This is a genomic window from Tropicimonas sp. TH_r6, from assembly GCF_033101155.1.
Lineage (GTDB): Bacteria > Pseudomonadota > Alphaproteobacteria > Rhodobacterales > Rhodobacteraceae > Tropicimonas.
This window is the reverse complement of sequence record NZ_JAWMPX010000008.1, coordinates 81925-103385: the sequence shown is the minus strand read 5'-3', so window position 1 is coordinate 103385 and position 21461 is coordinate 81925. Positions and strand designations below refer to the sequence as shown.

Here is a 21461-nt window from a genome sequence, read left to right as displayed (position 1 = left end):
CTCACGCCGTCAACACGACGCCGGCGGTCTCCGACCACCAGAGCCAGACCTCGTCGTCCCAGGTGTATTTCCGCCGCTCGATCCGCTGGTTGTTCGAGGTCTGGGCCTTGACCACATGACCGTTTGGCAGCTCGACATGATAGGTCGAGATATTGCCGAGATAGGCGATGTCGAGGATCTTGCCATGGACGATATTGGCCTTCCCCTCCGGGTGCTCCTTCGAGATATGGACCTTCTCGGGCCGAATGGCGAAGGTGCAGCGGGTGCCGTCCTGAACCGGCACCATCGGCGTTCCGACAACGGGCGGCTCGCCCTCGCGCCAGTGGATCTCGATCTTGCCATCCTTGTGATGGGAGGCCGCATTGCCCTCGATCAGGTTCACATCACCAATGAAATCGGCCACGTAGACCGAGTTCGGCGTCTCGTAGATCCGGTCCGGCGTGTCCACCTGCACCATGCGTCCGTGATCCATCACGGCGATGCGGGAGGCGACAGTCATCGCCTCTTCCTGGTCATGGGTGACGATGACGAAGGTCGTACCGGTCGTTTCCTGGATCTCCATAAGCTCGAACTGGGTCTCGATGCGCAGCTTCTTGTCGAGCGCGCCGAGCGGTTCGTCCAGCAGCAGCAGCTTCGGCGCCTTGGCAAGGCTGCGCGCGAGCGCCACGCGCTGGCGCTGGCCGCCGGAGATCTGGTGCGGCTTGCGACCGCCGAATTTCTCAAGTTGGACGAGCTTGAGCATCTCGTCGACCCGCGCGCCGACCTTGTCCTTGGGCATCTTCGAGCGCTCCAGCCCGAAGGCGATGTTCTGAGCCACGGTCAGATGCGGGAAAAGTGCGTAAGACTGGAACATCATGTTGACCGGCCGCTTGTTCGGCGGCACCGGGACGATGTTCTTGCCTGCAAGGTTGATCACCCCCTCGCTCGGCGTTTCGAAGCCCGCGAGCATCCGCATCAGCGTGGTCTTGCCGCAACCGGACGGGCCGAGAAGGGCAAAGAACTCCTTCTCGTAGATGTCGATCGTCAGGTCGTCGATCGCTGTAAAATCACCAAACCGCTTGGTGACATTCTGAAAATGGATCAGCGGCGTCTCGGACGGATCGGCCCAAGGGGCGAAGACGGATGGCGTCGCGGAAACGGGATCGGACATGGGCTTCCTTCCGAGAGGGAGAAGCCCCGCGGATGCACCGCGGGGCCGCTATCGCATCAGGCGCCGGACTTGATCTTGGTCCAGAGCCGGGTCACCACGCGCTGCACCTTGGAGGGGTACGGCCGTGTCGTGTAGAGGTTCTCGAGCGTTGCCGCGTCCGGGTAGATTGCCGGATCGCCGCTCACGTCCTCGACCAGGAACTCCTGCGATGCCTCGTTGCCATTGGCGTAGTAGACGTAGTTCGACGCCGCCGCCATGTTCTGGGCATCCATGATGAAGTTAAGGAAGGTATGGGCGGCATCCGGGTTCGGCGCGTCAGCCGGGATGGCCATCTGGTCGAACCACATCTGGGCGCCTTCCTTCGGCGCGTGATAGGCGATCTCGACGCCATTATCGGCCTCGTCGGCACGATCGCGCGCCTGAAGAATATCACCGGACCAGCCAACGGCCACGCAAATATCACCATTGGCCAGCGCGTTGATATATTCGGAGCTGTGGAACTTGGTGATATAGGGACGAACCTCCATGAAGGCCTCTCCGGCCTTGGCAATCAGGTCAGGGTCGAAGCTGTCGGGATCCTCACCGATATATTTCAGCGCGGCCGGGATCATCTCGTCACCCGCGTCCAGGAAATACACGCCGCAATCAGACAGCTTCTCCAGGTTCGCCGGGTCGAAGACCAGTGACCAGGAGTCGATGGGTGCGTCCTCGCCCAGGGCTTCCTTCACCTTGGCAACGTTCACGCCGATGCCGGTGGTGCCCCACATGTAGTTGATGGAATACTCGTTGCCCGGGTCGTACTGGCTGGTCCTTTCGGCGACCACATCCCACATGTTCTCAAGATTGGGCAGTTTGGACTTGTCCAGCTTCTGGAAAACGCCGGCCGTGATCTGCCGTTGCAGGAAAGTGCCGGAGGGAACGACCACATCGTAGCCCGAGCCACCGGCCAGCATCTTGGTCTCCAGCACGTCGTTGGAGTCGAAAACGTCGTAGATCAGCTTGATGCCCGTCTCGCTCTCGAACTTCTCCAGCAGTTCCTCGTCGATGTAATCGGACCAGTTATAGACCCGCACCTCGTCAGCCACCGCGGCACAGGCAAAAGCCGAGACCGTGAGCGACAGGATCGCTATTTTCCGTTTCATTGAGTCATCCCCTGTTGTTTGCCGGGCATTGCCAGCGATTTTATTTGATCAAACCTTGCGTTTGTCAGCATGCTTCCCAAGAATGAAGAAGAATGCAAGCCCTGCGTTTTCCTGAACTCACCGCTTCGGGACACCGCGATCAAGAAAAAGGCAATGACTGTGACCGCGCAAGAGGCAAAGACACCCGAGCATCAGGCAATCTACCGCCGCCTGCGGGACATGATCCTGTTCGGCGAAGTCGAACCCGGCGAGCCGTTGACCATCATGGGGCTGCGCGAACGGCTCGGCGCCGGCATGACGCCAGTGCGCGAGGCGATCCGGCGGTTGACCGCGGAAGGGGCCCTTGACGCCCGCGGCAACCGGCGGCTGACTGTGCCCGCCCTGACGGCCAGCCACTTGGAACAAATCGCTTTTGCAAGGCTCTCCATCGAACCGGAACTGGCCCGCAGGGCGGCAGAAAACGCGGATTCCAGGTTGATTTCGGAGCTGAAGACCATTGACCGGCGTGTCGATGACGCCATCGAAAGAGGCCATGTGCGCGGCTATCTCGAACAGAATTATCGTTTTCATTTTTGCCTCTATGCGCGGGCCGATGCAGAGGTTCTGGAGACGCTCGCCAAGGGGCTCTGGCTCCGGGTCGGCCCCTCGCTGCGCATTGTCTGCGGACGTTACGGCACCTCGAATCTTCCCGATCAACACCATGTCGCTCTGGATGCACTCGTGGCAGGCGATGCGCTCAAAACTCAGGCAGCTATCGAACAGGATATCGCCCAAGGGCTCGATCAGATTCGCGAATCCATGCAGGAAACGGAGAAAACCGCGACCCTGCCCGGCGCCGATTGACAGCCCTCAGAATTTGATCATAACTTTCGAGCAACAGTCCGGCGACGAGACCTCGCCCGCCAAAACTCCGCAAATTCGCAGGAACACAGCCATGTCGCGCCACCGCAAAAGCTGGATCACCGAACTGCCCGAGGCGTTTCTCGACTATCTGGGCGAACGGCGGCTGGAAGAGGTCGAGGCGATTATCCCGGATACGGTCGGCATGTCGCGCGGCAAGGCGATGCCCAGCCACAAGTTCGACCCGCAAGAGACATTCTTCCTGCCGGTCTCGCTCTTCTACCAGACGATCTCGGGCGAATATGTTGATATGGAGATCGAGGACCAGTGGCTGGAGCGCGACGTTGTCCTGCGCCCGGACATGGCCACGGCTTCGGCCGCGCCCTGGGCCGATGACGCGACGCTTCAGGTGATCTGCGATATGGAGACCCGCGAGGGCGAGCCGTTGCCGATTTCGCCGCGCAATGTGCTCAAGCGTGTGCTCGGGCTCTATGCCGAGAAGGGCTGGAAGCCGGTCGTTGCGCCGGAGTTGGAGTTCTACCTCACCAAGCCGAACACCGACCCCAACGAGGCCATCGAGCCGCCGCTGGGGCGGACCGGGCGCAAGGGCGCCTCGCGGCAGGCCTATTCCATGGTCGCGGTGGATGAGTATGGCGAGGTGATCGACACGATCTACGACTATGCCGAGGCGCAGGGGCTGGAGATCGACACCGTGATCCAGGAAGGCGGCGCCGGCCAGATCGAGATCAACCTGCTGCATGGCGACCCGCTGAAACAGGCCGACCAGGTCTTCTATTTCAAGCGGTCGATCCGCGAGGCGGCGCTGAAGAACGGTGTCTTCGCCACTTTCATGGCCAAGCCGATGCGGGACGAACCCGGCTCGGCGATGCATATTCACCAATCCATCGTCGATCTGGACGGCAACAATATCTTCTCCGATGCGGCAGGCGAGGCGACCGACGCCTTCCACCATTTCATCGGCGGCAGCCAGAAATACATGATCTCCGTGGTGCCGCTGCTGGCGCCCTATGTGAATTCCTTCCGGCGCTTCAACGCCGAAGGCATGAGCGCACCGACCAATCTCGAATGGGGCAGCGACAACCGGACAACCGGCCTGCGCATTCCCATTTCGAAACCGATCGCGCGGCGGGTCGAGAACCGGGTGATCGGGATCGATTCCAACCCCTATCTCGCCATCGCGGCAAGCCTCGCCTGCGGCTATCTCGGCATGGTGAACAAGGTCGCCCCCCGTCCCATCGCGCGGCATGAGGTCTATGAGAGCGATACGAACCTGCCGGCTGGTTTGGCTGATGCGCTGGCGCTTTTCGACGAGGACCACGAGGTCCGCGAGGTACTCGGCGCCGAGTTCTGCCAGCTCTACTCGGACATCAAACACGCTGAACATGATGAATATAAACGTGAAATTTCGCCCTGGGAGCGTCAGCACCTGTTGCTGAACGCCTGACAGAGAGGACTGCCCCATGAACATGCTCACCAACCATCCGCCCACCGCCGAGCTGCAAGCGCTGGATTCGGCCCACCACATGCACCCCTTCACCGCGGGCGCCGAGCTGGCAGAGACCGGCGCGCGGATCATCAAATCCGCCAAGGGCGTGACGCTGACCGATACCGAGGGCAACCAGATCCTCGATGCGATGGCGGGGCTGTGGTGCGTCAATATCGGCTACGGCTGGGACAGCATTGCCGATGTCGCCGCCCGTCAGATGCGCGAGCTGCCCTATTACAACACCTTCTTCCAGACCTCTCATGTGCCGGTCATCGCGCTGAGCCAGAAACTCGCGGAGATGGCGCCGGGCGACTTGAACCACGTCTTCTATGCCTCCGGCGGCTCGGACGCGAACGACACCAATGTCCGCCTCGTGCGCCATTACTGGGCCGCGAAGGGCAAGCCCACGAAGAAGGTGATCATCAGCCGCGAGAATGCCTATCACGGCTCGACCATGGCCGGGGCCTCGCTTGGCGGCATGCAGCCGATGCACGCGCAGGGCGGGCTGCCGATTGCCGATATCGTCCATATCGGCCAGCCGAACTGGTATGCCGAAGGCGGCGAGATGAGCCCGGAGGAATTCGGCCTGATGCGCGCCCGCGAGCTGGAGGCGAAGATCGCCGAGTTGGGCGAGGACAACGTTGCAGCCTTCATCGCCGAGCCGATCCAGGGTGCGGGTGGCGTGATCATCCCGCCCGCGAGCTATTGGCCGGAAATCCAGAAAATCTGCGACGCCCACGAGATCCTGCTCATCGCCGACGAGGTGATCTGCGGTTTCGGACGGACGGGCCAGATGTTCGGCTCGCAGACCTACGAGATCCGCCCCGACATCATGACCGTCGCCAAGGGGCTATCCTCCGGCTATGCGCCAATCGGCGCCTCCATCGTCTGCGACGAGGTGGCGAATACGGTCGCCGGGGCGGGCGATTTCAACCATGGCTACACCTATTCAGGCCACCCGGTCTCCTGCGCCGTCGCGCTGGAAAACCTGCGCATCATCGAAGAGGAGAAGATGGTGGAGAACGTGGCCTCGGTCACCGGCCCCTATCTGAAGGAGAAATGGGAGGCGCTGGCCGATCATCCGCTGGTTGGCGAGGCGAAGATCAAGGGTTTCATGGCCTCGCTCGCGATGACCCCGGACAAGGCGGCGCGCGCGCCCTTTGAAGCCCCCAAAGGCACGGTCGGCCTGATCGCGCGCGGACACAGCTTCGGCAACAACCTGATCATGCGCCATGTCGGCGACCGGATGATCATCGCGCCACCGCTGGTTCTCGACAAATCGGACGTGGACATGCTGATCGAGCGCGCGGTGAAAGCGCTCGACCTGACGCTGGCTGAGATCAAGGAGACGGGGCTCTACAAGTAACCCCGTTTGAACCGGCATCGCCCGTCCTCTGGCCGGGCGGCGCCCGACCCTCCCCCGGGAAGGACTCATGTTCAACGGTCGCCCCAAGACAACGGCATGAAAACTCCAGCCGCCATGATCCAGTCAAAGGCCGTTTGCGCCCCCCCGGGATCGGGCGTTGTCCTCCTCAGTTCACGTCGACCGGTCAAGCACTTCAACGCAGAGCACGGTCGGAAGGTGCTCTGCGATGGTGTTCCAACTGTCCCCCTCGTCGAACGAAGCGAAGACGGAACCGGAATTGGTGCCGAAATAGACCCCGGCAGGCGTGCCGCGATCCGTCGCCATCGCCTGCCGCAAAACGGTGAAGAAGCAATCTTTCTTCGGCAAACCATGCTGGCATTTCTCCCAGCTTTCGCCGCCATCGCGCGAGCGCCAGACCGCCGCAGACGCCTCCGGCGGGTAACGCCCGATGGAATCGCCATTGAGCGGCAGGGTCCAGATGGTCTGCGGATCGCGCGGATGCACGGCAATCGGAAAACCGAAGGTGGAGGGCAGACCCGCTGTCACGTCGCGCCAGCTGCGCCCGCCATCGGCACTTCGAAACACGCCGTGATGGTTCTGCTGATAGAGCGTGCCGTCCGTGGCGCGCCCCATATTGTGGACGCAAAAGCCGATCGTGCCCTCCTCAGCCAGCGGATCATGGGAATGGCCGGGATGGGAGGCGAGATCCGCCCCGCCGCCCTCGTTGGAGAGCCGCACCCGACGCTCCCAGCTTGCCCCGCCATCCTCGGTGGCAAAGACACCGGCCGCAGAGATGCCGACCCAGAGCCGCTCGGCCGCCTCGGGGTCGCTGACAATCGTGTGCAGAACGAGCCCTGCGGCGCCGGGTTGCCAACTCTCCCGCGTCTCATGCGCGCAGAGACCCGACACCTCTTCCCAGCTTTCGCCGCCATCCCGGCTGGCCAGAAGCGTGGCCGGCTTGGCGCCGGCATAGAGCACACCATGCGCCTGCCCGAGCGACCAGAGCGCCTCGACCTGTCCGTCAAAGGGCGCCGGCGGGGCGGGCTCCATGCCGAACTGTGCCGCCTCTTCGGGATGCGCCGCGATCCAGTCATTCGCCCCGCCATTGGCAAGTTGGCTGACCTCCCAGCTCGCACCGTGATCTTCAGAGCGCCAGACCCCGGCACCGGTCCATTGGCCACCGCCAGCCGCCCAGATCCGGCCGCTCTCCGGGTCGCCGATCACATGGTTGATGCCCCAGCCATCGCAGAACGGGCCACGCAGCGACCAGCTCTCCCGCTCCGGCCCCGATTCGAGAAGAAAGACCCCCTTGGTGGTCCCGACAAGCACCGTGATATCCATACTCTCCCCTTCGCACGCACTCCCCCAAGAGTATCACGGCGAAAGCGATAGCGCCTAACCCCCTTCCTTCCTCCTGCAAAGGCTTCCAACTTGGCACACCCGCTCGACCTGCTCACCGTGAATGACCGTCCCGGCGAATATCCCGCCTCCTGGCATGCCGAGACCGCCACGCCGCTCGCCCCTTTTGCTCCGGCAGAGGGCGCGCTTCGGGCGGATGTCTGCGTCATCGGGGCCGGCTATACCGGTCTCTCGGCGGCGCTGCACCTGCGGCAGCGGGGCTATGATGTCATCGTCCTGGAGGCGCAGCGCGTGGGGTTTGGGGCCTCGGGGCGCAATGGCGGGCACGCGACCATGGGCCAGCGCATCGAGCAGGATGATCTCGAGGCGATGATGGGCAAAGAGGACGCGCGGCGGCTCTGGGAGATCGGCAATGAGGCGGTCGGGCTGGTGCGGGAGCTGTCGCGGGCCCCGGAGGTCGAAGCGACGTTTCATGACGGGATAGTCCATGCCGATCACCGCGCCCGTTATGTCCCGCATTCCCAGGCCTATGCGCGCAAACTGCAGGAAGAATATGGCTACGACCTGATCCGCACGCTGGATCGTGAAGAGATGCGCCACATGGTCGGCTCGCCGGCCTATCACGGCGGCACGTTGGATATGGGCTCGGGCCATATCGATCCGCTGCAATTCGCCCTCGGGCTGGCGCGCATGGCCGTGGCGGAGGGCGCGCGTATCCACGAAGGCTCCAAGGTGGTGGAGATCATCGAGGGGAGCCCGGCGAAGATCAGGACCGAGCGGGCCGAGATCATCGCCGATCACGTCATCCTCGCCTGCAACGGCTATCTCGGCGGGCTGGAGCCGCGGGTTGCCGCCCGCGTCATGCCGATCAACAATTTCATCGCAACCACGGAGCCGATGTCGCCGGAGGAACAGGAGAGCCTCATCCGCAACAACCACGCCGTGGCCGACAGCAAGTTCGTGGTGAACTATTTCCGCTTCTCCGACGATCACCGGCTGATCTTCGGCGGCGGCGAGAGCTATGGCTACCGCTTCCCCTCCGATATTCGCGCCAAGGTGATGAAACCGCTGCTGGAGATCTACCCGCAGCTCAAAGGCGTGAAGCTCAGCCATGCCTGGGGCGGCACGCTGGCGATCACCATGAACCGGATGCCGCATTTCGAGCGGCTCGCCGGCAATATCCTCAGCTTCTCCGGCTATTCCGGCCACGGGCTCGCACTTGCCACGCTGGCCGGACAGATTGCCGCCGAGACCCTCGCCGGACAGGCCGAGCGTTTCGACGCCATGGCTGCCGTGCCAACGCAACGCTTCCCCGGCGGACCAGCGCTGCGTTCGCCCCTGCTCGTGCTGGCCATGCTCTGGTACTCCATGCGCGACAAGCTGTAAGGCTCCGCCTTTCCCCCCCCCGAGGCACCGCGCAGCGGCGCGGTTCGCTCTCGTAGCATCGGCCGCGAAGCGCTACTGTAGTGCCATGTCCGCGCTTTGCCGAGATTGCCTTGAGAGTTTCGAGACCGGCCGTCGTTGTCCGGCCTGTGGCTCTCCGCGCGTGCTGTCTCACCCGGAGTTGTTCGAGCTGTCCATTGCCCATATGGATTGCGATGCCTTCTTCGCCTCTGTCCACAAGGCGATGGAGCCGGAGCTGGCCGACAAGCCGGTGATCGTCGGCGGCGGGCAGCGCGGAGTGGTCTCGACCTGCTGCTATATCGCGCGGCTCTACGGGGTGCGCTCGGCCATGCCGGCCTTTCAGGCGAAGAAACTCTGCCCGGAGGCGGTCTGGGTGAAACCGCGCCACGACATCTACACGAAAGTGTCCCGGCAGATCCGGGCGTTGATGGAGGAGATGACGCCCACCATCGAACCGCTCTCCCTTGACGAGGCCTTCCTCGATTATACCTACCATCTCAGTGTTAGGGATGCTTTCTCCCCTATCTGTTTGAAAAGGAATAACTATTCCTGAAGCATTAGAAATTCGACCCTTGCTTACCTGAGCGGCCTCCAAGCATTCCGATTTAGCATCGGAAAAGGTGGAACCTCTCTCAACACTCCGGAGGCTCGTCGGCATCACCGCGCCTCCAAGGTTGATAAACCCTCGATGTAATTATGCGAGTCATTGTGCGACTAAGCGGTTCGAAAACTATCTCGCTTTGGATCATAGAACTCAACGCGCAGAGCTACCGCATTGTATGGGAAGATTTTTGGCCTCTCGATGAGCATTCGTCTCGACAATGTGTGCCCACTTGGATTCTCGCCAACTTGATCCAACCAATGAAATACTCCGCCTATCTGCATGGGCACGCATCAATTCCTAAAGAGACTCGACACATTTGAACCGGGCGGCATCCCGGGCGCGTGGAGACGTCAAGGATCGGAGCGTGACCGGGATGCTCGGCCGCTTGCGGCCGATTTTTTTAGGAGGGGTGATCCGCCACGCGATATTTCCAGCGCGTTGTTGTTGAGCTCGCACCTGATGATGGCACTCGGTCTTCTCCGTGGATGTTGTGCCATACGAACGATCTCGGCGCCGCAGAGTGCGTTTCAGTGGCTCAAGGGTGCGAGCCCCATGTGGATTTCGGCGGTTCGGCGGTTGAGGAACTCGCACCAATATGCGCTCGCCGAAAGCTTTTAGGAAGCGCACCATTGCCTCGATGTGGCTTCGGGCGACTTGTCCTGTCCGGCGTTTCCAGAACGCCCTTCCGTAGTGGCGGGAGCAGCGCAGGGTTTATTTCGGCTCGTACAGCCAGGCTGTCATCATTCCAAGCCGACCCTTTCTTGCGGATAAGAGCGTTCGGCGTCGTGCTTGAGAATGGCATCAGTGTAGGTTCGAGTGAAAAGTTGCACTCCGATCACCGGAAAGGTTGAAGAATTTCGCCACTTGGTGAGGGAGATGTGCACTCTCCTTCGAGCAAAAGTTTGCACTGCCGTTGCTGACGTTCAACCGGCGTGAGCGGCCCACAGTCGCCGTTCGTGGACACCGCGGAAAACGGCATTAGTGAGCCCACTCAATTCAATGCTTCGAGTTTCATCAGCGGCGGCATTGCCGACCTTGCAGGTCTTCGCTGCGACTGCGAAGTTCCAGGCTTCGAATCGCAGCGATCGACAACAAAGGGTGGACGTCGGACAATCTCTCCAAGGGCAAACGCGCTGAATTGTTTTGTCGAGAACCGAACTAAGAAGAAGTTGGCGCTCTTCCCGCGGCTTTCCAGAAAAGACCGCAGATCGGCGGTCGGATTTATGCAGGTGCAGATGCGCGACGTTGATTTTGAAGGCGAGGCAATGGTCAAAGGATGATCTGGAAATACGCCACACCGCTTGGATGGCCGATCTTCCAGTCCCTCAAGAACATGAACCTTTGGCAGCTTGCGGCCGATCGTGACCATGGTCGGTTTTTCCCCGGAAGGTTGGCACTCGTCCCTTCCGAATTGCCTGCACCCGCACGTTCATCCAATTGCGCACGACTTGCCGATAGAGCACTCCACGCATCGGGCCGAAGTTCTGCTTGTGCGCCTCGTAGAACCTGTCGGGGCTGTCGAAGGTTCCAAGGTCCGCAACGATTCCGCTTTTCTGGATATACGTGTCGTTGCCGTTCCATTGAACGGGGGGCGCACTCAGGCATTCGGTTCCCACGCCATAACCACAGAGGCTTTCGGTGTCTGCAAATCGCGCCTGAAGGCTCCCAAGAAACCCTTGGTCAAGAATGAACCCTTCGAGGTTTTTCCAACCTCGGGCCGTGTCGACCTCGATCCAGGAGTGCAGGATTTCGTCCGGAGCGATCGGGTACAGCAATTCGGGAACGACGCCGCGTTGCAGGGCTTTGTGAATCGTGAAGCCGTGGATCCGGCACCTGACCCCGACTGAACGAAGCAGCGCCATGAGAAGAGTTCCCTTGGTGTTGCATTGCCCATAGCCATCGGCCAGGACTTTGCTGGCGGAGATGCTGTCTGACCGATTGTAGCCGAACAGGATCTCGTTGCGAACGAAGTCATATACGGCCCCAATCCGGTCACCCTGTGGCAAGTCTCGCCACCCACGGGCATCAACAAGGTCCCTGATGGTTGAGCCGTTGAAATCCAGTATCCTTGTCGGCTTCAAGAGAATGTCGTTGGTCATCGATTCTATCCTCTGGCTATCTCCAATCAACGTAATTGCTACAGTGACTGTAGCTTCAAGGGCTTTCTGGAACCTTCTTGATGCCCATGAGGTTTCGTCCGCCAGCGACAGAGAGTGTTGTTCCTGACGTCCGGCCATCAGTCGTACCCGGGAATAAACATGACCAATCGGCCCACGGTAGCCGGGGTCTGAGAAAGATCGGAACTTCAGTTTCTGGTGTCGCTCAGATCGCTTCCAGAGCCCCTTTCAGGAGCTCTCGCACCTCTCCGGCAACCCGCTTGAGATCGGCATTGTCGATGGCCTGCATGGAGGCTTCCGGGTCAATGGCGCTGACCTCAACGCCGCCATCGACAGCCCGAAGGATAACGTTGCATGGCAGCATGGCGCCCACGCGCGGCTCCATCCCGATGGCCTTGTAGGCCATTTGAGGATTGCAGGCGCCGAGGATCCTGTAAGGATCGAGATCGGCGTCGATCTTCTTCTTCATCGTCGCCTTGACGTCGATTTCGGTCAGGACACCGAAGCCCTTGTCGGCCAGCGCAGAACGAACCTTCTCATCAACGTCCTCGAAATCCGCATCCGCGAAGAATCTGTTCACAGTATAGCTCATCGGTACCTCTCCTATCGATCTGGCGACGACGCTTTGTCACCAAGGGAAATTCACAATCGAAGATAGAGAGAAGCATGACGATTGGAACATGAAATCCGAAGAACATGACGAACCGCAACGGCCGTTCTGTCGGAAACTGGTCCGCTATCTGATCAATCCACCCTCATTCCTGCATCAACCTCGCCGATCAACCACATGACGGTCGATCCAGAGTTGAGCGGTGTTGATCCGGATGACACAGATCTCGACGGAGCGGGCTTCGAGGCAATTGGCCAGGCGGGTGCGTATTGTTCTGCATCCTCGAGGCGCAATTCCGAACCTGTTGGAGCTGTCTCACGCCCCGATCTCGTCGTGGTTGGTCAGGCATTCCGAGTGGTCCCGCAGCACCCCCAGAATTCGACAGTCGGCGGCATTGCCGCCGCTGCATTCATGGATCATGCGTTTGAGTTCGGTACGCAGGGCCTGCAATCGGTCGATCCGTTGCTCAACCAGTTTCAGCTGGCGGGTGGCAATGGTATCCGCTTCCTCGCAGGACTGGGTCGGCGAATCTGACAGGGCCAGAAGCTCCCGGATCGCGTCGAGAGGGAAGCCCAGTTGCCGTGCGTGACGAATGAAGGAGAGCCTGTCCAGCTCGGCATCACTATACCGCCGCTGACCACCTGCGGTCCTGCCCGGTTCGGGCATCAATCCGATCTCCTCGTAGTACCGGATTGTCTGGACCTTGGTCCCGGTCCTCTTTGCCAATGTGCCAATTGAGAGCATGTGCGCCTCCGTAAAACCTATAGTCTTGGTAGGTTCTCGAACACGGCAAGTCAAAGGGTCCTGGATGTTCACATCGCTGTGACGCGGGCCATTGTTTTTCGGAATTGGCTTGAACCTACAGTGGGTGGAGGTTGTACCGGTTCGTTCAATCAACAACGGACCACACGTTTCCATGAACCTGACCACAATTCGAAAAGGCCTCTGGGGGCTCGTGGCACTTGCGGCGATCGGCTGGCTGGTTCTTTTCCTTTGGGATGCCGGACAGGACGACCACAATGAAATGTCAGCCGGCAACGCGTTCAAAGCCAGGTTCGAACTGACCGACCATCAGGGAATGGTGCGCACGGAGCGGGACTTTGCAGGCCGATGGATGCTCGTATTCTTTGGATACGCCAATTGTCCGGACGTCTGCCCGACGACGCTGTCCGAAGTCGCCGCGGTGATGGATGGCCTTGGCGATGCGGCGGCATCGGTTCAGCCTCTCTTCGTTTCAATCGATCCTGAACGTGACACGCCGATGGAATTGGCGGAATATGTTCCGCTCTTCGGAGTGGGCATCGTCGGCCTGACCGGCACGCCGGAACAGATATCCAGCACGGCGAACAGCTTTCACGTTTTCTACGAGCGGAGCGGGGACCCGAAGGCGCCAGAGGACTATGCGATGAGCCATTCCTCCCAACTGTTCCTGTTCGGGCCTGATGCGGGCTATGTGACATCCTGGCAATACGGAACACCGGCCGAGAACATTCTGGCTGACCTTCGGAGGCACATCGCACAATGACCGCACGATTGACCGGTGAAACGGCTCTTTATCTCGCCTGGGCGCTGGCGCTTTTTTCGTCGCTCCTCGTCCTGTTCATCGGCGAGGTTCTGGAGCAGGCGCCATGCGCCCTGTGTTGGTACCAGCGCGCGTTCATGTTTCCACTGGCCGTGGTTCTGGGGATGGCCGCCTGGAGGGCCGATTTCGGTATCCGCCCCTACGCCCTGTCCCTCGCGCTGATCGGGGGCGCCATCTCCCTTTGGCACCTCGGCCTCTTTGTCGGCCTCATTCCCGAGGCGATCCAGCCCTGTACTGCCTCCGGCCCATCCTGCACCGGTGAGAGCCAGCTCTTTCTCGGGGTGCCGATCCCTCTATTATCATTCGCCGCTTTCGCAGCCATCACAGGGTTGCTGTTCGCGGCCAGACCGGAGACATGACATGAACAGACGAACTCTCATTCTTTCGACCGGGGCCGTGCTTGTCGCGGGTTTCGGCGGTGCCGCCTGGTGGGCGCAGCGTTCTACGGGCAATGGCGGTGGCGCCACGGTGGATCCGGCAATCCTGGAGAAACTGGAGCGCCCATATTCGCCCACCTTTGGCCCAGCGGAAGCACCGGTAACGATCGTCGAATTCCTCGACCCCGCCTGCGAGGCATGCCGGGCCTTCCACCCGATCGTCAAAGACATTCTGGCCCAATATCCCGAGGACGTTCGCCTGGTCCTGCGATACACGCCGTTTCACGGCTATCCGTCCGAGGTCGCGATCAAGATTCTGGAGGCGGCCCGTATGCAGGATGTCTTCGAACCGGTGCTCGAGGCTCTCTTCGTCAATCAGAATGTCTGGGCTGCACATGGCGCACCGTCAGTCGAAAAGATTGGCGCCATCGCCGGGGCGGCCGGCCTCGATGTCGAAGCGGCTGTATCGCAAATGAAGGCGCCGGACGTGGTGGCTGTATTCAACCAGGACAAGGCGGATGTAGAGGCAGTTGGCATCCGGCAGACGCCGACATTCTTCGTCAATGGCCAACCGCTCGATCCGTTCGGCGAAGCAGAGCTACGTGCGCTGGTCGCAGCTGAAGTTGACCGAACAGGGTCCTGAATGCTGCAGGCGCAATCCCGGAAAGAGGAACACATGAACAACCGCCCCCTATTCGCTGCGCTGGCCGCACTGGCCATCGGGTCGATATCGCCACTCATCGTTTTTGCCGGATCGGACGAAGTCGTGATCGAAAACGCCTGGTCGCGGGCGTCGATCGGCACAGGCCGTCCGGGCGTTGCCTATATGGAAATCCGCAATGCAGGGTCCGAGCCGGTCACGCTGACCGGCCTTCGGGCCGAGATTGCCATGATGCCGGAAATCCACCGCACAAGCACCGATAGCGCAGGCGTGAGTTCGATGGAGCCGGCTGGCGAGATCACGATTGGTCCCGGCGCGACCGTCGCGCTGGAACCCGGCGGGTTGCACGCCATGCTGATGCGGCTCCAGGCGCCGATGAAGAAGGGCGAGAGTTATCCGTTGCAGCTTCTGTTCTCGGACGGTGGTGACGTAACGGTCGACGTGCCGATCCTTGGTGTTGGCGCGCGTGGCCCAGAGGGTGATGAGGCCTCATAGGGCGCTTGTCGCGGGCGCCGCGGCCATATGCGTTCTCGCCCTTACCCTGTTCGTCGGGTGGTGGCAGAAGGATGGACCAAGTGCCAGACAAGAACCAGGCCAACGCCCGGACTCGCTTACAGCGATGGCGTTTCGGCTGATCGACCACGAGGGCCAGAATGTGGGGCCGGAGACATTGATCGGGCAGCCAAGCCTGGTCTTTTTCGGGTTCACCTTCTGTCCGGACGTCTGCCCGACAACACTTTCGGATATCTCCGATTGGCTCGACGCTCTTGGAGAAGATGCGGACCGGTTGAACGTGGTGTTCATAACCGTCGATCCGGAACGCGACACGACCGAGGCAATGGCGGAATATGTTGGGTACTTCCACCCGGTGATCCGTGGCTGGACTGGTGCTCCCGAAAAGATCGCCGAGGCCGCCAGCGGGTTTCGCGTCAGATACGAGAAGGTTGCGCCCGATGGGGGCGACTACACCATGAACCACACAGCGAGCGTCTTCCTGTTCAATGCCAATGGACGTTTCGTGAGTACGGTCGACTATCACGAGCCACGGGAGTTCGCAGTGCCAAAAATACGCCGGGCAATGCAGGAATAGGCGGGCATGCCGGGCCACCCCGGATCCCCATATCAACCTGAAAGACACGAAACCAGGACACCACAAGCGGAAAGGAACCGACATATGTCCCGCCTGGCCAAACCACTCGCCTTCGCGTTCTTGCTCGCCACAGCAACTCAGGCCGCGGCCGAGGCGACAGAGATCGAAGTCTTCAAGACCAATGGGTGTGGCTGTTGCCTTGCCTGGATGGAACACTTGCAGGAGAACGGGTTCTCACCCACCGGCGAGGACATGTTTGGCGGGGCATTGGTCCGCTTCAAGCTCGACAAGGGCGTCCCTCAGAAAATGGTGTCGTGCCATACCGCTCTTGTCGATGGCTATGTCATCGAGGGCCATGTGCCCGCACGCGAGATCCAGCGCCTGCTCACGGATCGCCCGGAAGCCGTCGGTCTGGCTGTGCCGGATATGCCGCTTGGCTCTCCGGGGATGGATTTTGGCAAACGGCGCGATGCCTATGACGTGTTCCTGATACGACAGGATGGATCGACCGAGGTCTTCGCTTCCTATCCGGGGAATTGATCCAGTGTTTCCCAAGAAACCAAGTGGTGCGGAACTATTGTAGTTGCGAGTCATTCTCAAAGACGATAGGCCCAGAGTGGAATTAGGGGACCCATCAAGTCATGGATACACTTTCTCCCGTTATGCTGGGGTTTCTTGGAAGCCTCGCAGCCGGTTCGTTGACGGCCGTCGGCGCGGTTCCCGTGCTGTTCGGGCGGGTTCCGTCTCGCGCCACCCGCGACATGTCTCTCGGCTTTGCAGCCGGTGTCATGTTGGCGGCGTCCTTCTTCTCACTGATCATTCCCGCACTTGATGCGGCCGAACTGCAATTCGAGAACGGAGCCGCTCCTGCCGCGATCGTCTGTGTTTCTATCCTCCTGGGCATGGGCGCCGTTGCGTTCATGAACGAACATTTGCCTCATGAGCATTTCAAGGTGGGACGGGAGGGCCCGGAGGCGGCTTCGCTTCGCCGCGTCTGGCTCTTCATCATCGCCATCACCATCCACAATTTCCCCGAAGGCCTCGCTGTCGGGGTCGGCTTCGGTTCGGGCGGCGTCGAAGGCGGAATGCCTCTGGCCATCGGGATTGGCCTGCAGAACGCCCCGGAAGGGCTCGCCGTCGCGGTCTCTCTACTGGGGGAGGGATACTCGAAGTTCCGGGCCTGGGGCATTGCGGCCCTGACCGGTCTCGTGGAACCGTTGGGCGGTATTCTTGGCGCTGGTATCATCACACTGTCGGAACCCCTGCTTCCCTGGGGGCTGGCATTTGCAGCTGGTGCGATGCTCTACGTCATCAGTCACGAGATCATTCCCGAGACGCACCGAAGCGGCCATCAGAACAAGGCGACGCTGGGTCTCGCCATCGGTCTGGTCATCATGCTGTTCCTCGATGTCTGGTTGGGGTGAACGCCTGAGCAACCGAGACTGGCAACAAAGGATGGTCCCAATCGACCCGTTGCCCCCGTCGAATGGACGACTACCCGGGTGTCCTCGAACCAGCTGCCGTCAAAGCAGGTTCAACGACCTGCTCAGGCATAGATATTGATCGGTGTTCCATTTTGTACCATGGCATACACCTCCTCGATCTGGCGATCGGTGACGGAGATGCAGCCTGCAGTCCAGTCGCGTTTGTTCATCGGATCGATTCCGCGCCTTGGCCCACCGTGAATGAAGATGTCGCCGCCCGGGGACTTCCCTTGTGCTTCGGCCAACGCGATATCTGTCTCGTTGGGATAGGATATCCCCACGGAGAGGTGGAACAGGCTGTCAGGATTTCGCTTGTCGACAACATAGGACCCTTCAGGTGTCCGCCCATCGCCTTCGAACTGCTTGTGACCCGTCGGAGCGAATCCCAGCCCGACCGGATAGGTACGCAAGACGCCCTCAGCGCCATCAAGAGCGAGCAGGCGCTGTGACTTGTAGAGCCGAACTCGGGTTACCTCCGGGCCGTTGTAGGAATGGAACTTGCTTGCACAGCCCGACAGAGAAGCGGCAATGCCGCCCAACATGAACAGGCGTCTCGGAAGTCTGTTTTTCATCACTGCTCGATACCGTTTTTTGCGGCTTGTTTGATCCACGCTATTGAAGTCCGGAGCTCAGATCAATGACCTTACGTCAGCTCGGCTTCGGCCATGGGCGTGCCCACAACCTTGCTGCTTTCATGTTGCGAAACATCAGGGTTCGTCTGCAGCAACCGCAACGCATTCGCGACGACCAGCAGCGATACGCCAACGTCCGCGGCAATCGCCCCCCACATGGACGCCATTCCGAAGGCTGTCAGGCCGACGAAGACGGCCTTGGTTGCCAGGGACAGGCCGATGTTCTGCCGGATGATCCCCATCGTGCGGCGGGAATGATCCACAAGCCACGGAACCTTGCCGATATCGTCGGTCATCAGCGCGATGTCGGCCGTCTCGATGGCCGCGTCGGATCCGACGGCTCCCATGGCAATGGCGAAGTGGGCACGCGCCATCGCCGGCGCGTCGTTTACGCCGTCGCCGATCATTGCGACGACATCGTGCTCGGCAGTCAGCTTGTCGATGGCAAAGACCTTCTCGTCCGGCAGGAGATCTGCATGGACCTCGTCGATCCCGACCTCGTTCGCAACGGCGCGCGCGGCACGCTCATTGTCTCCGGTCAGCATGACAATGGATTTGACCCCCTGCGCGTGGAGCTTCTCCACGATGCCCCTGGCTTCCGGCCGGATGCGGTCGCGCAGAGCGATCAGACCCTTGAGGCCATCATTGGTTCCAACAACAACCATCGTGCTGCCATCGCCCTTGATCTGGTCGACCAGATCGCGCGGGATCATGTCTCCCAGTCCCTTCCTTGCGGCGAAGCCGTCTGAGCCAAGCCAGATCTTTTCGCCTTGCCACACGCCCTCGACGCCGCGGCCCGGAACTGTTCGGGTCTCCTCTGCGGCGATGCGTGACATTCCCTCGCTTTCGCCATGCGCCAGGATCGCGCGGGCAAGCGGATGTGAGGACCGAGCCTCAAGAGCGACGGCCGCTTCCAGAAGGTCCTGCGTGGATGAATTGCCGAGCGGATGGAGGCCCGACACTTCCGGTTCGCCCATTGTCAACGTCCCGGTCTTGTCCATCGCGAGCGCCGTCAGCCGGGAGGGCGCTTCCACATAAGCGCCGCCCTTGATCAACACGCCATTGCGGGCAGACGATGCCAGTGCCGCCACAATGGAGACCGGCGTCGAAATGACCAGTGCGCAGGGACAGGCTATCACAAGCAGAACCAGCGCATTGTAGAACCAGAAGTCCCACGCGCCGCCCGCAACCAGTGGCGGCACAACGGCGATCAGAACCGCAAGAGCCATCACGACGGGCGTGTAGATCCGGGCGAATTTGGTCACCCATTGTTCGACATTGGCCCGCTTGGAATGGGCGTCGCCGACCATCCGAATGATCTTGGACAGGACAGTGTCGCCAGCCGCCTTTGTGGATCGTACCAGCAATGTGCCGTCACCGTTGATCGTGCCGGCATAGACTTCATCGCCTGTTTCTTTTGCCACGAGGGCGCTTTCGCCCGTGATGGGCGCCTGATCGACATCTCCGCGCCCCTCTAAGACGTCGCCGTCGAGAGGGATCCGGTCACCGCCACGCACAACGAATGCCGCTCCCACGGATACCGTCGCGGCCGGAACGTCTGCTTCCGAACCGTCTTCATAACGGATGCGGGCCGTTGGAGGTGCGAGGTCCAGAAGCGCCGAAACGGCATTTCGGGCCCGGCCGACACTCCAGCTCTCAAGCGTCAGTGACAGCGCGAAGAACACCGCGACCGTCGCAGCTTCGAAGTACTCCCCGAGGCCGATCGCCCCGGCAACGGCCACGACCATCAGGAGATTCATGTCCGGTGCCATCCGTCGCACGGCGGACCAGGCCTTTGGGGCCACGAGCCAGACGCCGAAAACGACCGAAATCAGGAAAGCGATGATCTCGACCGCAGGCATCGGCGTTTCGCCGTGGCCGGAAAAGAGCCCGACAGCCCCGATCGCACCAGATTCGATGATGTGATAGACAAACCCGGCGGCCCAGAAGCCACCGCTCAACCCGGTGAAAAGGCGCAACCGCCGGAAATGGGCGGCCTGATCGGCTTCTGCCGAGTTGGCGTCCCAGGGTTTGGCGCTCATGCCTGTCGTGGCGACGGCCTTTTCGATCTGCGCATCGCTGAAGGCGCCAGCGCTGTCGAGCACGATCATCCGCCCGTTGATGACGTCGAAGGCAAGATGCTCCTCCCCCCCGACCAGCGGACCCACAACCCGGTTCAGGATCGCCACCTCTTCGGCGCAGTCGAGCCCATTGACGCGATAGCTTCGACCCGATCCGCCAACATCACCAACCGGCGCAACATCCCCACAAGACGACCCGCAGCATCCGCCCTGAGCGGGTGGCTCTTGCGATTGCTGATGCTGTCCGTGTTCGTCGTGACTACGCGAGTGCTCTTCCAGCGACATTGACGTCTCCATGTCCGATTCTGCTGACAAACCGGAATATAGGATCTACAGCAACTGTAGCTTCAAGCGAAATCTTTCGCGGTTACCTCTGGGGAAAGAACCGAGTGCAGATGTTAAAAAGGTGCCGTCTTCCGGGCAACGCCGCCGAAGGTATACCCAATGGCAAATGAACGGTTTGGACCATTCATTTCGCCCTATTGATTGCTGCAATAGCGAAGTGTCTGGATCTCATGGACGGGAGGAATGCTCAGCCTACGATCATCGGAGCGGGATAGGCGAACGGCAGGTCATTCTGCATCCTCGACCTTGGTTCTCAATGCCGCGAACGACGGCTCACCGCCGATTCTGTGGAAAAACATCGCGTTGCTTACGCAGAAAGTGGGCGCTGGCGGTTTGCGCAAGCGCCTTTCCTGTCAGGCCGCTTGCGGTTTCTGCGGTGCAGGAAAGATCTTTGCCAGTTTGCGGAGGTTCTGGGCGGTTGCGGCGAGGAGAAATTCGTCATTTGCGCCGTTTGGGCCGCGTAATCGGAGCCGGTTGAGACCGAGTATCCGCTTCAGGTGCGCGAACAGCATCTCGACCTTCTTCCGCAGCTTCATCGCGATCTCGTACTGATCGGTTTTCGCGAGATCGCGGGCTGTCTGGCGGGCGTCTTCGTGTTCTTCACGCGTGATGGATCGGAAGTCCGCATTTGGGCAGCAACGCGCCTTTGAAGGACAACTCTGGCAAGTGAGTTTGAGCGCCCGATACTTGGCCACGCCATTGCCGGTCGGGCCGCGGTTCGGGTCCGAGTAGTTTCGACGGAATTGTTTCAGCGCATGCCCCTCGGGGCAGATGTACTGGTCGTTGTCGGCATCCCATTCGAAGTCGATGCGGGTCCAGGTGCCATCCGGGCGACCGGCCTTATCGATGACCGGGATGTAGGGATCGATCTTGCGATCAACGAGCCAACCCAGCATCGGCCCGGACCCGTAGGCAGTGTCTGCGATCAGCCAGTCCGGATCGATGTCGAACTTGTCCTTCACCCGGTCCAGCATCGTCCGTGTCGACCCGACCTCCGCCTGCCGGATCGACCGTGTTCCCTCGACATCCACGATCACCCCGCGATCCGTATCGATCAGGTAGTTGTCGGAATCGGAGAAGAATGCCGGCCTTCTCGGTTCTCCAAATGTT

General features: G+C 60.8%; 20 protein-coding genes and 2 pseudogenes. 13 read left to right on the top strand and 9 right to left on the bottom strand.

Annotated elements, in window-relative coordinates; genetic code table 11:
- Position 1: 1 nt before the first annotated feature.
- Both R3X27_RS10225 and R3X27_RS10220 read right to left on the bottom strand, forming a co-directional pair.
- The gene (locus tag R3X27_RS10225; RefSeq protein ID WP_317708751.1) at positions 2-1150 is read right to left on the bottom strand and encodes an ABC transporter ATP-binding protein; all 1149 of its coding nucleotides are present in this window, start codon (positions 1148-1150) and stop codon (positions 2-4) included.
- A 56-nt stretch (positions 1151-1206) separates the two neighbouring features.
- A complete protein-coding gene (locus R3X27_RS10220; protein WP_317708750.1) occupies positions 1207-2292 on the bottom strand; it encodes a polyamine ABC transporter substrate-binding protein in 1086 nt (361 codons plus the stop codon).
- 153 nt (positions 2293-2445) lie between these two features.
- Here R3X27_RS10220 and R3X27_RS10215 point away from each other — a divergent pair, with 153 nt between their 5' ends.
- The 3 genes from R3X27_RS10215 (at position 2446) to R3X27_RS10205 (ending at position 6005) form a co-directional block, all read left to right on the top strand.
- Positions 2446-3135: a GntR family transcriptional regulator gene (locus R3X27_RS10215; protein ID WP_317708749.1), complete on the top strand. Its 690-nt coding sequence runs from the start codon at positions 2446-2448 to the stop codon at positions 3133-3135.
- Between the two features lie 91 nt (positions 3136-3226).
- Positions 3227-4597 (top strand): glutamine synthetase family protein, encoded by a 1371-nt coding sequence (locus R3X27_RS10210; protein WP_317708748.1) that lies wholly within the window; start codon positions 3227-3229, stop codon positions 4595-4597.
- Positions 4598-4613: 16 nt separating this feature from the next.
- A complete protein-coding gene (locus R3X27_RS10205; protein ID WP_317708747.1) occupies positions 4614-6005 on the top strand; it encodes an aspartate aminotransferase family protein in 1392 nt (463 codons plus the stop codon).
- A gap of 171 nt (positions 6006-6176) precedes the next feature.
- Here R3X27_RS10205 and R3X27_RS10200 read toward each other — a convergent pair whose 3' ends face one another.
- The gene (locus tag R3X27_RS10200) at positions 6177-7346 is read right to left on the bottom strand and encodes an exo-alpha-sialidase (RefSeq protein ID WP_317708746.1); all 1170 of its coding nucleotides are present in this window, start codon (positions 7344-7346) and stop codon (positions 6177-6179) included.
- A gap of 90 nt (positions 7347-7436) precedes the next feature.
- On the opposite strand from R3X27_RS10200, the gene R3X27_RS10195 reads away from it, so the two are divergent.
- The 3 genes and pseudogenes from R3X27_RS10195 (at position 7437) to R3X27_RS10180 (ending at position 10652) form a co-directional block, all read left to right on the top strand.
- On the top strand, positions 7437-8750 hold the full coding sequence (locus R3X27_RS10195; RefSeq protein ID WP_317708745.1) for an FAD-binding oxidoreductase: 1314 nt from the start codon (positions 7437-7439) through the stop codon (positions 8748-8750).
- Between the two features lie 85 nt (positions 8751-8835).
- A pseudogene (locus R3X27_RS10190) lies at positions 8836-9306 on the top strand (DNA polymerase IV); the annotation flags it as partial.
- A 1022-nt stretch (positions 9307-10328) separates the two neighbouring features.
- Complete coding sequence (locus tag R3X27_RS10180) at positions 10329-10652, top strand: hypothetical protein (protein ID WP_317708744.1); 324 nt, start codon at positions 10329-10331, stop codon at positions 10650-10652.
- A 45-nt stretch (positions 10653-10697) separates the two neighbouring features.
- Here R3X27_RS10180 and R3X27_RS10175 read toward each other — a convergent pair whose 3' ends face one another.
- From R3X27_RS10175 to R3X27_RS10165, 3 genes are all read right to left on the bottom strand, one after another.
- Positions 10698-11471 (bottom strand): transglutaminase-like domain-containing protein, encoded by a 774-nt coding sequence (locus R3X27_RS10175; RefSeq protein ID WP_317708743.1) that lies wholly within the window; start codon positions 11469-11471, stop codon positions 10698-10700.
- Positions 11472-11694: 223 nt separating this feature from the next.
- The gene (locus R3X27_RS10170; protein ID WP_317708742.1) at positions 11695-12081 is read right to left on the bottom strand and encodes a DUF302 domain-containing protein; all 387 of its coding nucleotides are present in this window, start codon (positions 12079-12081) and stop codon (positions 11695-11697) included.
- A 333-nt stretch (positions 12082-12414) separates the two neighbouring features.
- Positions 12415-12843, bottom strand: a complete 429-nt coding sequence (locus tag R3X27_RS10165; protein WP_317708741.1) for a helix-turn-helix domain-containing protein — start codon at positions 12841-12843, stop codon at positions 12415-12417.
- Between the two features lie 172 nt (positions 12844-13015).
- Here R3X27_RS10165 and R3X27_RS10160 point away from each other — a divergent pair, with 172 nt between their 5' ends.
- From R3X27_RS10160 to R3X27_RS10130, 7 genes are all read left to right on the top strand, one after another.
- Positions 13016-13624, top strand: a complete 609-nt coding sequence (locus R3X27_RS10160) for an SCO family protein (protein WP_411572482.1) — start codon at positions 13016-13018, stop codon at positions 13622-13624.
- Positions 13621-14040, top strand: a complete 420-nt coding sequence (locus R3X27_RS10155; RefSeq protein WP_317708740.1) for a disulfide bond formation protein B — start codon at positions 13621-13623, stop codon at positions 14038-14040. The genes R3X27_RS10160 and R3X27_RS10155 overlap by 4 nt, the downstream gene beginning before the upstream one ends.
- Position 14041: 1 nt before the next feature.
- Complete coding sequence (locus R3X27_RS10150) at positions 14042-14701, top strand: DsbA family protein (protein WP_317708739.1); 660 nt, start codon at positions 14042-14044, stop codon at positions 14699-14701.
- 33 nt (positions 14702-14734) lie between these two features.
- Positions 14735-15214 (top strand): copper chaperone PCu(A)C, encoded by a 480-nt coding sequence (locus R3X27_RS10145; RefSeq protein WP_317708738.1) that lies wholly within the window; start codon positions 14735-14737, stop codon positions 15212-15214.
- A complete protein-coding gene (locus R3X27_RS10140) occupies positions 15201-15809 on the top strand; it encodes an SCO family protein (protein ID WP_317708737.1) in 609 nt (202 codons plus the stop codon). Before R3X27_RS10145 ends, R3X27_RS10140 begins: the two co-directional genes overlap by 14 nt.
- 84 nt (positions 15810-15893) lie before the next feature.
- Positions 15894-16349, top strand: a complete 456-nt coding sequence (locus tag R3X27_RS10135) for a DUF411 domain-containing protein (protein ID WP_317708736.1) — start codon at positions 15894-15896, stop codon at positions 16347-16349.
- Positions 16350-16450: 101 nt separating this feature from the next.
- Positions 16451-17233: a ZIP family metal transporter gene (locus R3X27_RS10130; RefSeq protein WP_317708735.1), complete on the top strand. Its 783-nt coding sequence runs from the start codon at positions 16451-16453 to the stop codon at positions 17231-17233.
- Between the two features lie 122 nt (positions 17234-17355).
- On the opposite strand, the gene R3X27_RS10125 is transcribed toward R3X27_RS10130, so the two are convergent.
- The 3 genes and pseudogenes from R3X27_RS10125 to R3X27_RS10115 form a co-directional block, all read right to left on the bottom strand.
- On the bottom strand, positions 17356-17865 hold the full coding sequence (locus R3X27_RS10125) for a murein L,D-transpeptidase family protein (protein ID WP_317708734.1): 510 nt from the start codon (positions 17863-17865) through the stop codon (positions 17356-17358).
- A gap of 71 nt (positions 17866-17936) precedes the next feature.
- Positions 17937-20291: a heavy metal translocating P-type ATPase gene (locus R3X27_RS10120; RefSeq protein WP_411572480.1), complete on the bottom strand. Its 2355-nt coding sequence runs from the start codon at positions 20289-20291 to the stop codon at positions 17937-17939.
- A gap of 413 nt (positions 20292-20704) precedes the next feature.
- Positions 20705-21445 (bottom strand): annotated as a pseudogene (locus R3X27_RS10115) (transposase); the annotation flags it as partial.
- Between the last annotated feature and the right edge of the window lie 16 nt (positions 21446-21461).

Bases quoted from the DNA above. Each gene is read 5' to 3' on its own strand.
- R3X27_RS10225 (WP_317708751.1), bottom strand. From the start codon at position 1,150: ATGTCCGATCCCGTTTCCGCGACGCCATCCGTCTTCGCCCCTTGGGCC.
- R3X27_RS10165 (WP_317708741.1), bottom strand. From the start codon at position 12,843: ATGCTCTCAATTGGCACATTGGCAAAGAGGACCGGGACCAAGGTCCAG.
- R3X27_RS10220 (WP_317708750.1), bottom strand. From the start codon at position 2,292: ATGAAACGGAAAATAGCGATCCTGTCGCTCACGGTCTCGGCTTTTGCC.
- R3X27_RS10170 (WP_317708742.1), bottom strand. From the start codon at position 12,081: ATGAGCTATACTGTGAACAGATTCTTCGCGGATGCGGATTTCGAGGAC.
- R3X27_RS10150 (WP_317708739.1), top strand. From the start codon at position 14,042: ATGAACAGACGAACTCTCATTCTTTCGACCGGGGCCGTGCTTGTCGCG.
- R3X27_RS10125 (WP_317708734.1), bottom strand. From the start codon at position 17,865: ATGAAAAACAGACTTCCGAGACGCCTGTTCATGTTGGGCGGCATTGCC.
- R3X27_RS10210 (WP_317708748.1), top strand. From the start codon at position 3,227: ATGTCGCGCCACCGCAAAAGCTGGATCACCGAACTGCCCGAGGCGTTT.
- R3X27_RS10135 (WP_317708736.1), top strand. From the start codon at position 15,894: ATGTCCCGCCTGGCCAAACCACTCGCCTTCGCGTTCTTGCTCGCCACA.
- R3X27_RS10200 (WP_317708746.1), bottom strand. From the start codon at position 7,346: ATGGATATCACGGTGCTTGTCGGGACCACCAAGGGGGTCTTTCTTCTC.
- R3X27_RS10160 (WP_411572482.1), top strand. From the start codon at position 13,016: ATGAACCTGACCACAATTCGAAAAGGCCTCTGGGGGCTCGTGGCACTT.
- R3X27_RS10140 (WP_317708737.1), top strand. From the start codon at position 15,201: ATGAGGCCTCATAGGGCGCTTGTCGCGGGCGCCGCGGCCATATGCGTT.
- R3X27_RS10175 (WP_317708743.1), bottom strand. From the start codon at position 11,471: ATGACCAACGACATTCTCTTGAAGCCGACAAGGATACTGGATTTCAAC.
- R3X27_RS10205 (WP_317708747.1), top strand. From the start codon at position 4,614: ATGAACATGCTCACCAACCATCCGCCCACCGCCGAGCTGCAAGCGCTG.
- R3X27_RS10215 (WP_317708749.1), top strand. From the start codon at position 2,446: ATGACTGTGACCGCGCAAGAGGCAAAGACACCCGAGCATCAGGCAATC.
- R3X27_RS10155 (WP_317708740.1), top strand. From the start codon at position 13,621: ATGACCGCACGATTGACCGGTGAAACGGCTCTTTATCTCGCCTGGGCG.
- R3X27_RS10145 (WP_317708738.1), top strand. From the start codon at position 14,735: ATGAACAACCGCCCCCTATTCGCTGCGCTGGCCGCACTGGCCATCGGG.
- R3X27_RS10120 (WP_411572480.1), bottom strand. From the start codon at position 20,291: ATGTCGCTGGAAGAGCACTCGCGTAGTCACGACGAACACGGACAGCAT.
- R3X27_RS10130 (WP_317708735.1), top strand. From the start codon at position 16,451: ATGGATACACTTTCTCCCGTTATGCTGGGGTTTCTTGGAAGCCTCGCA.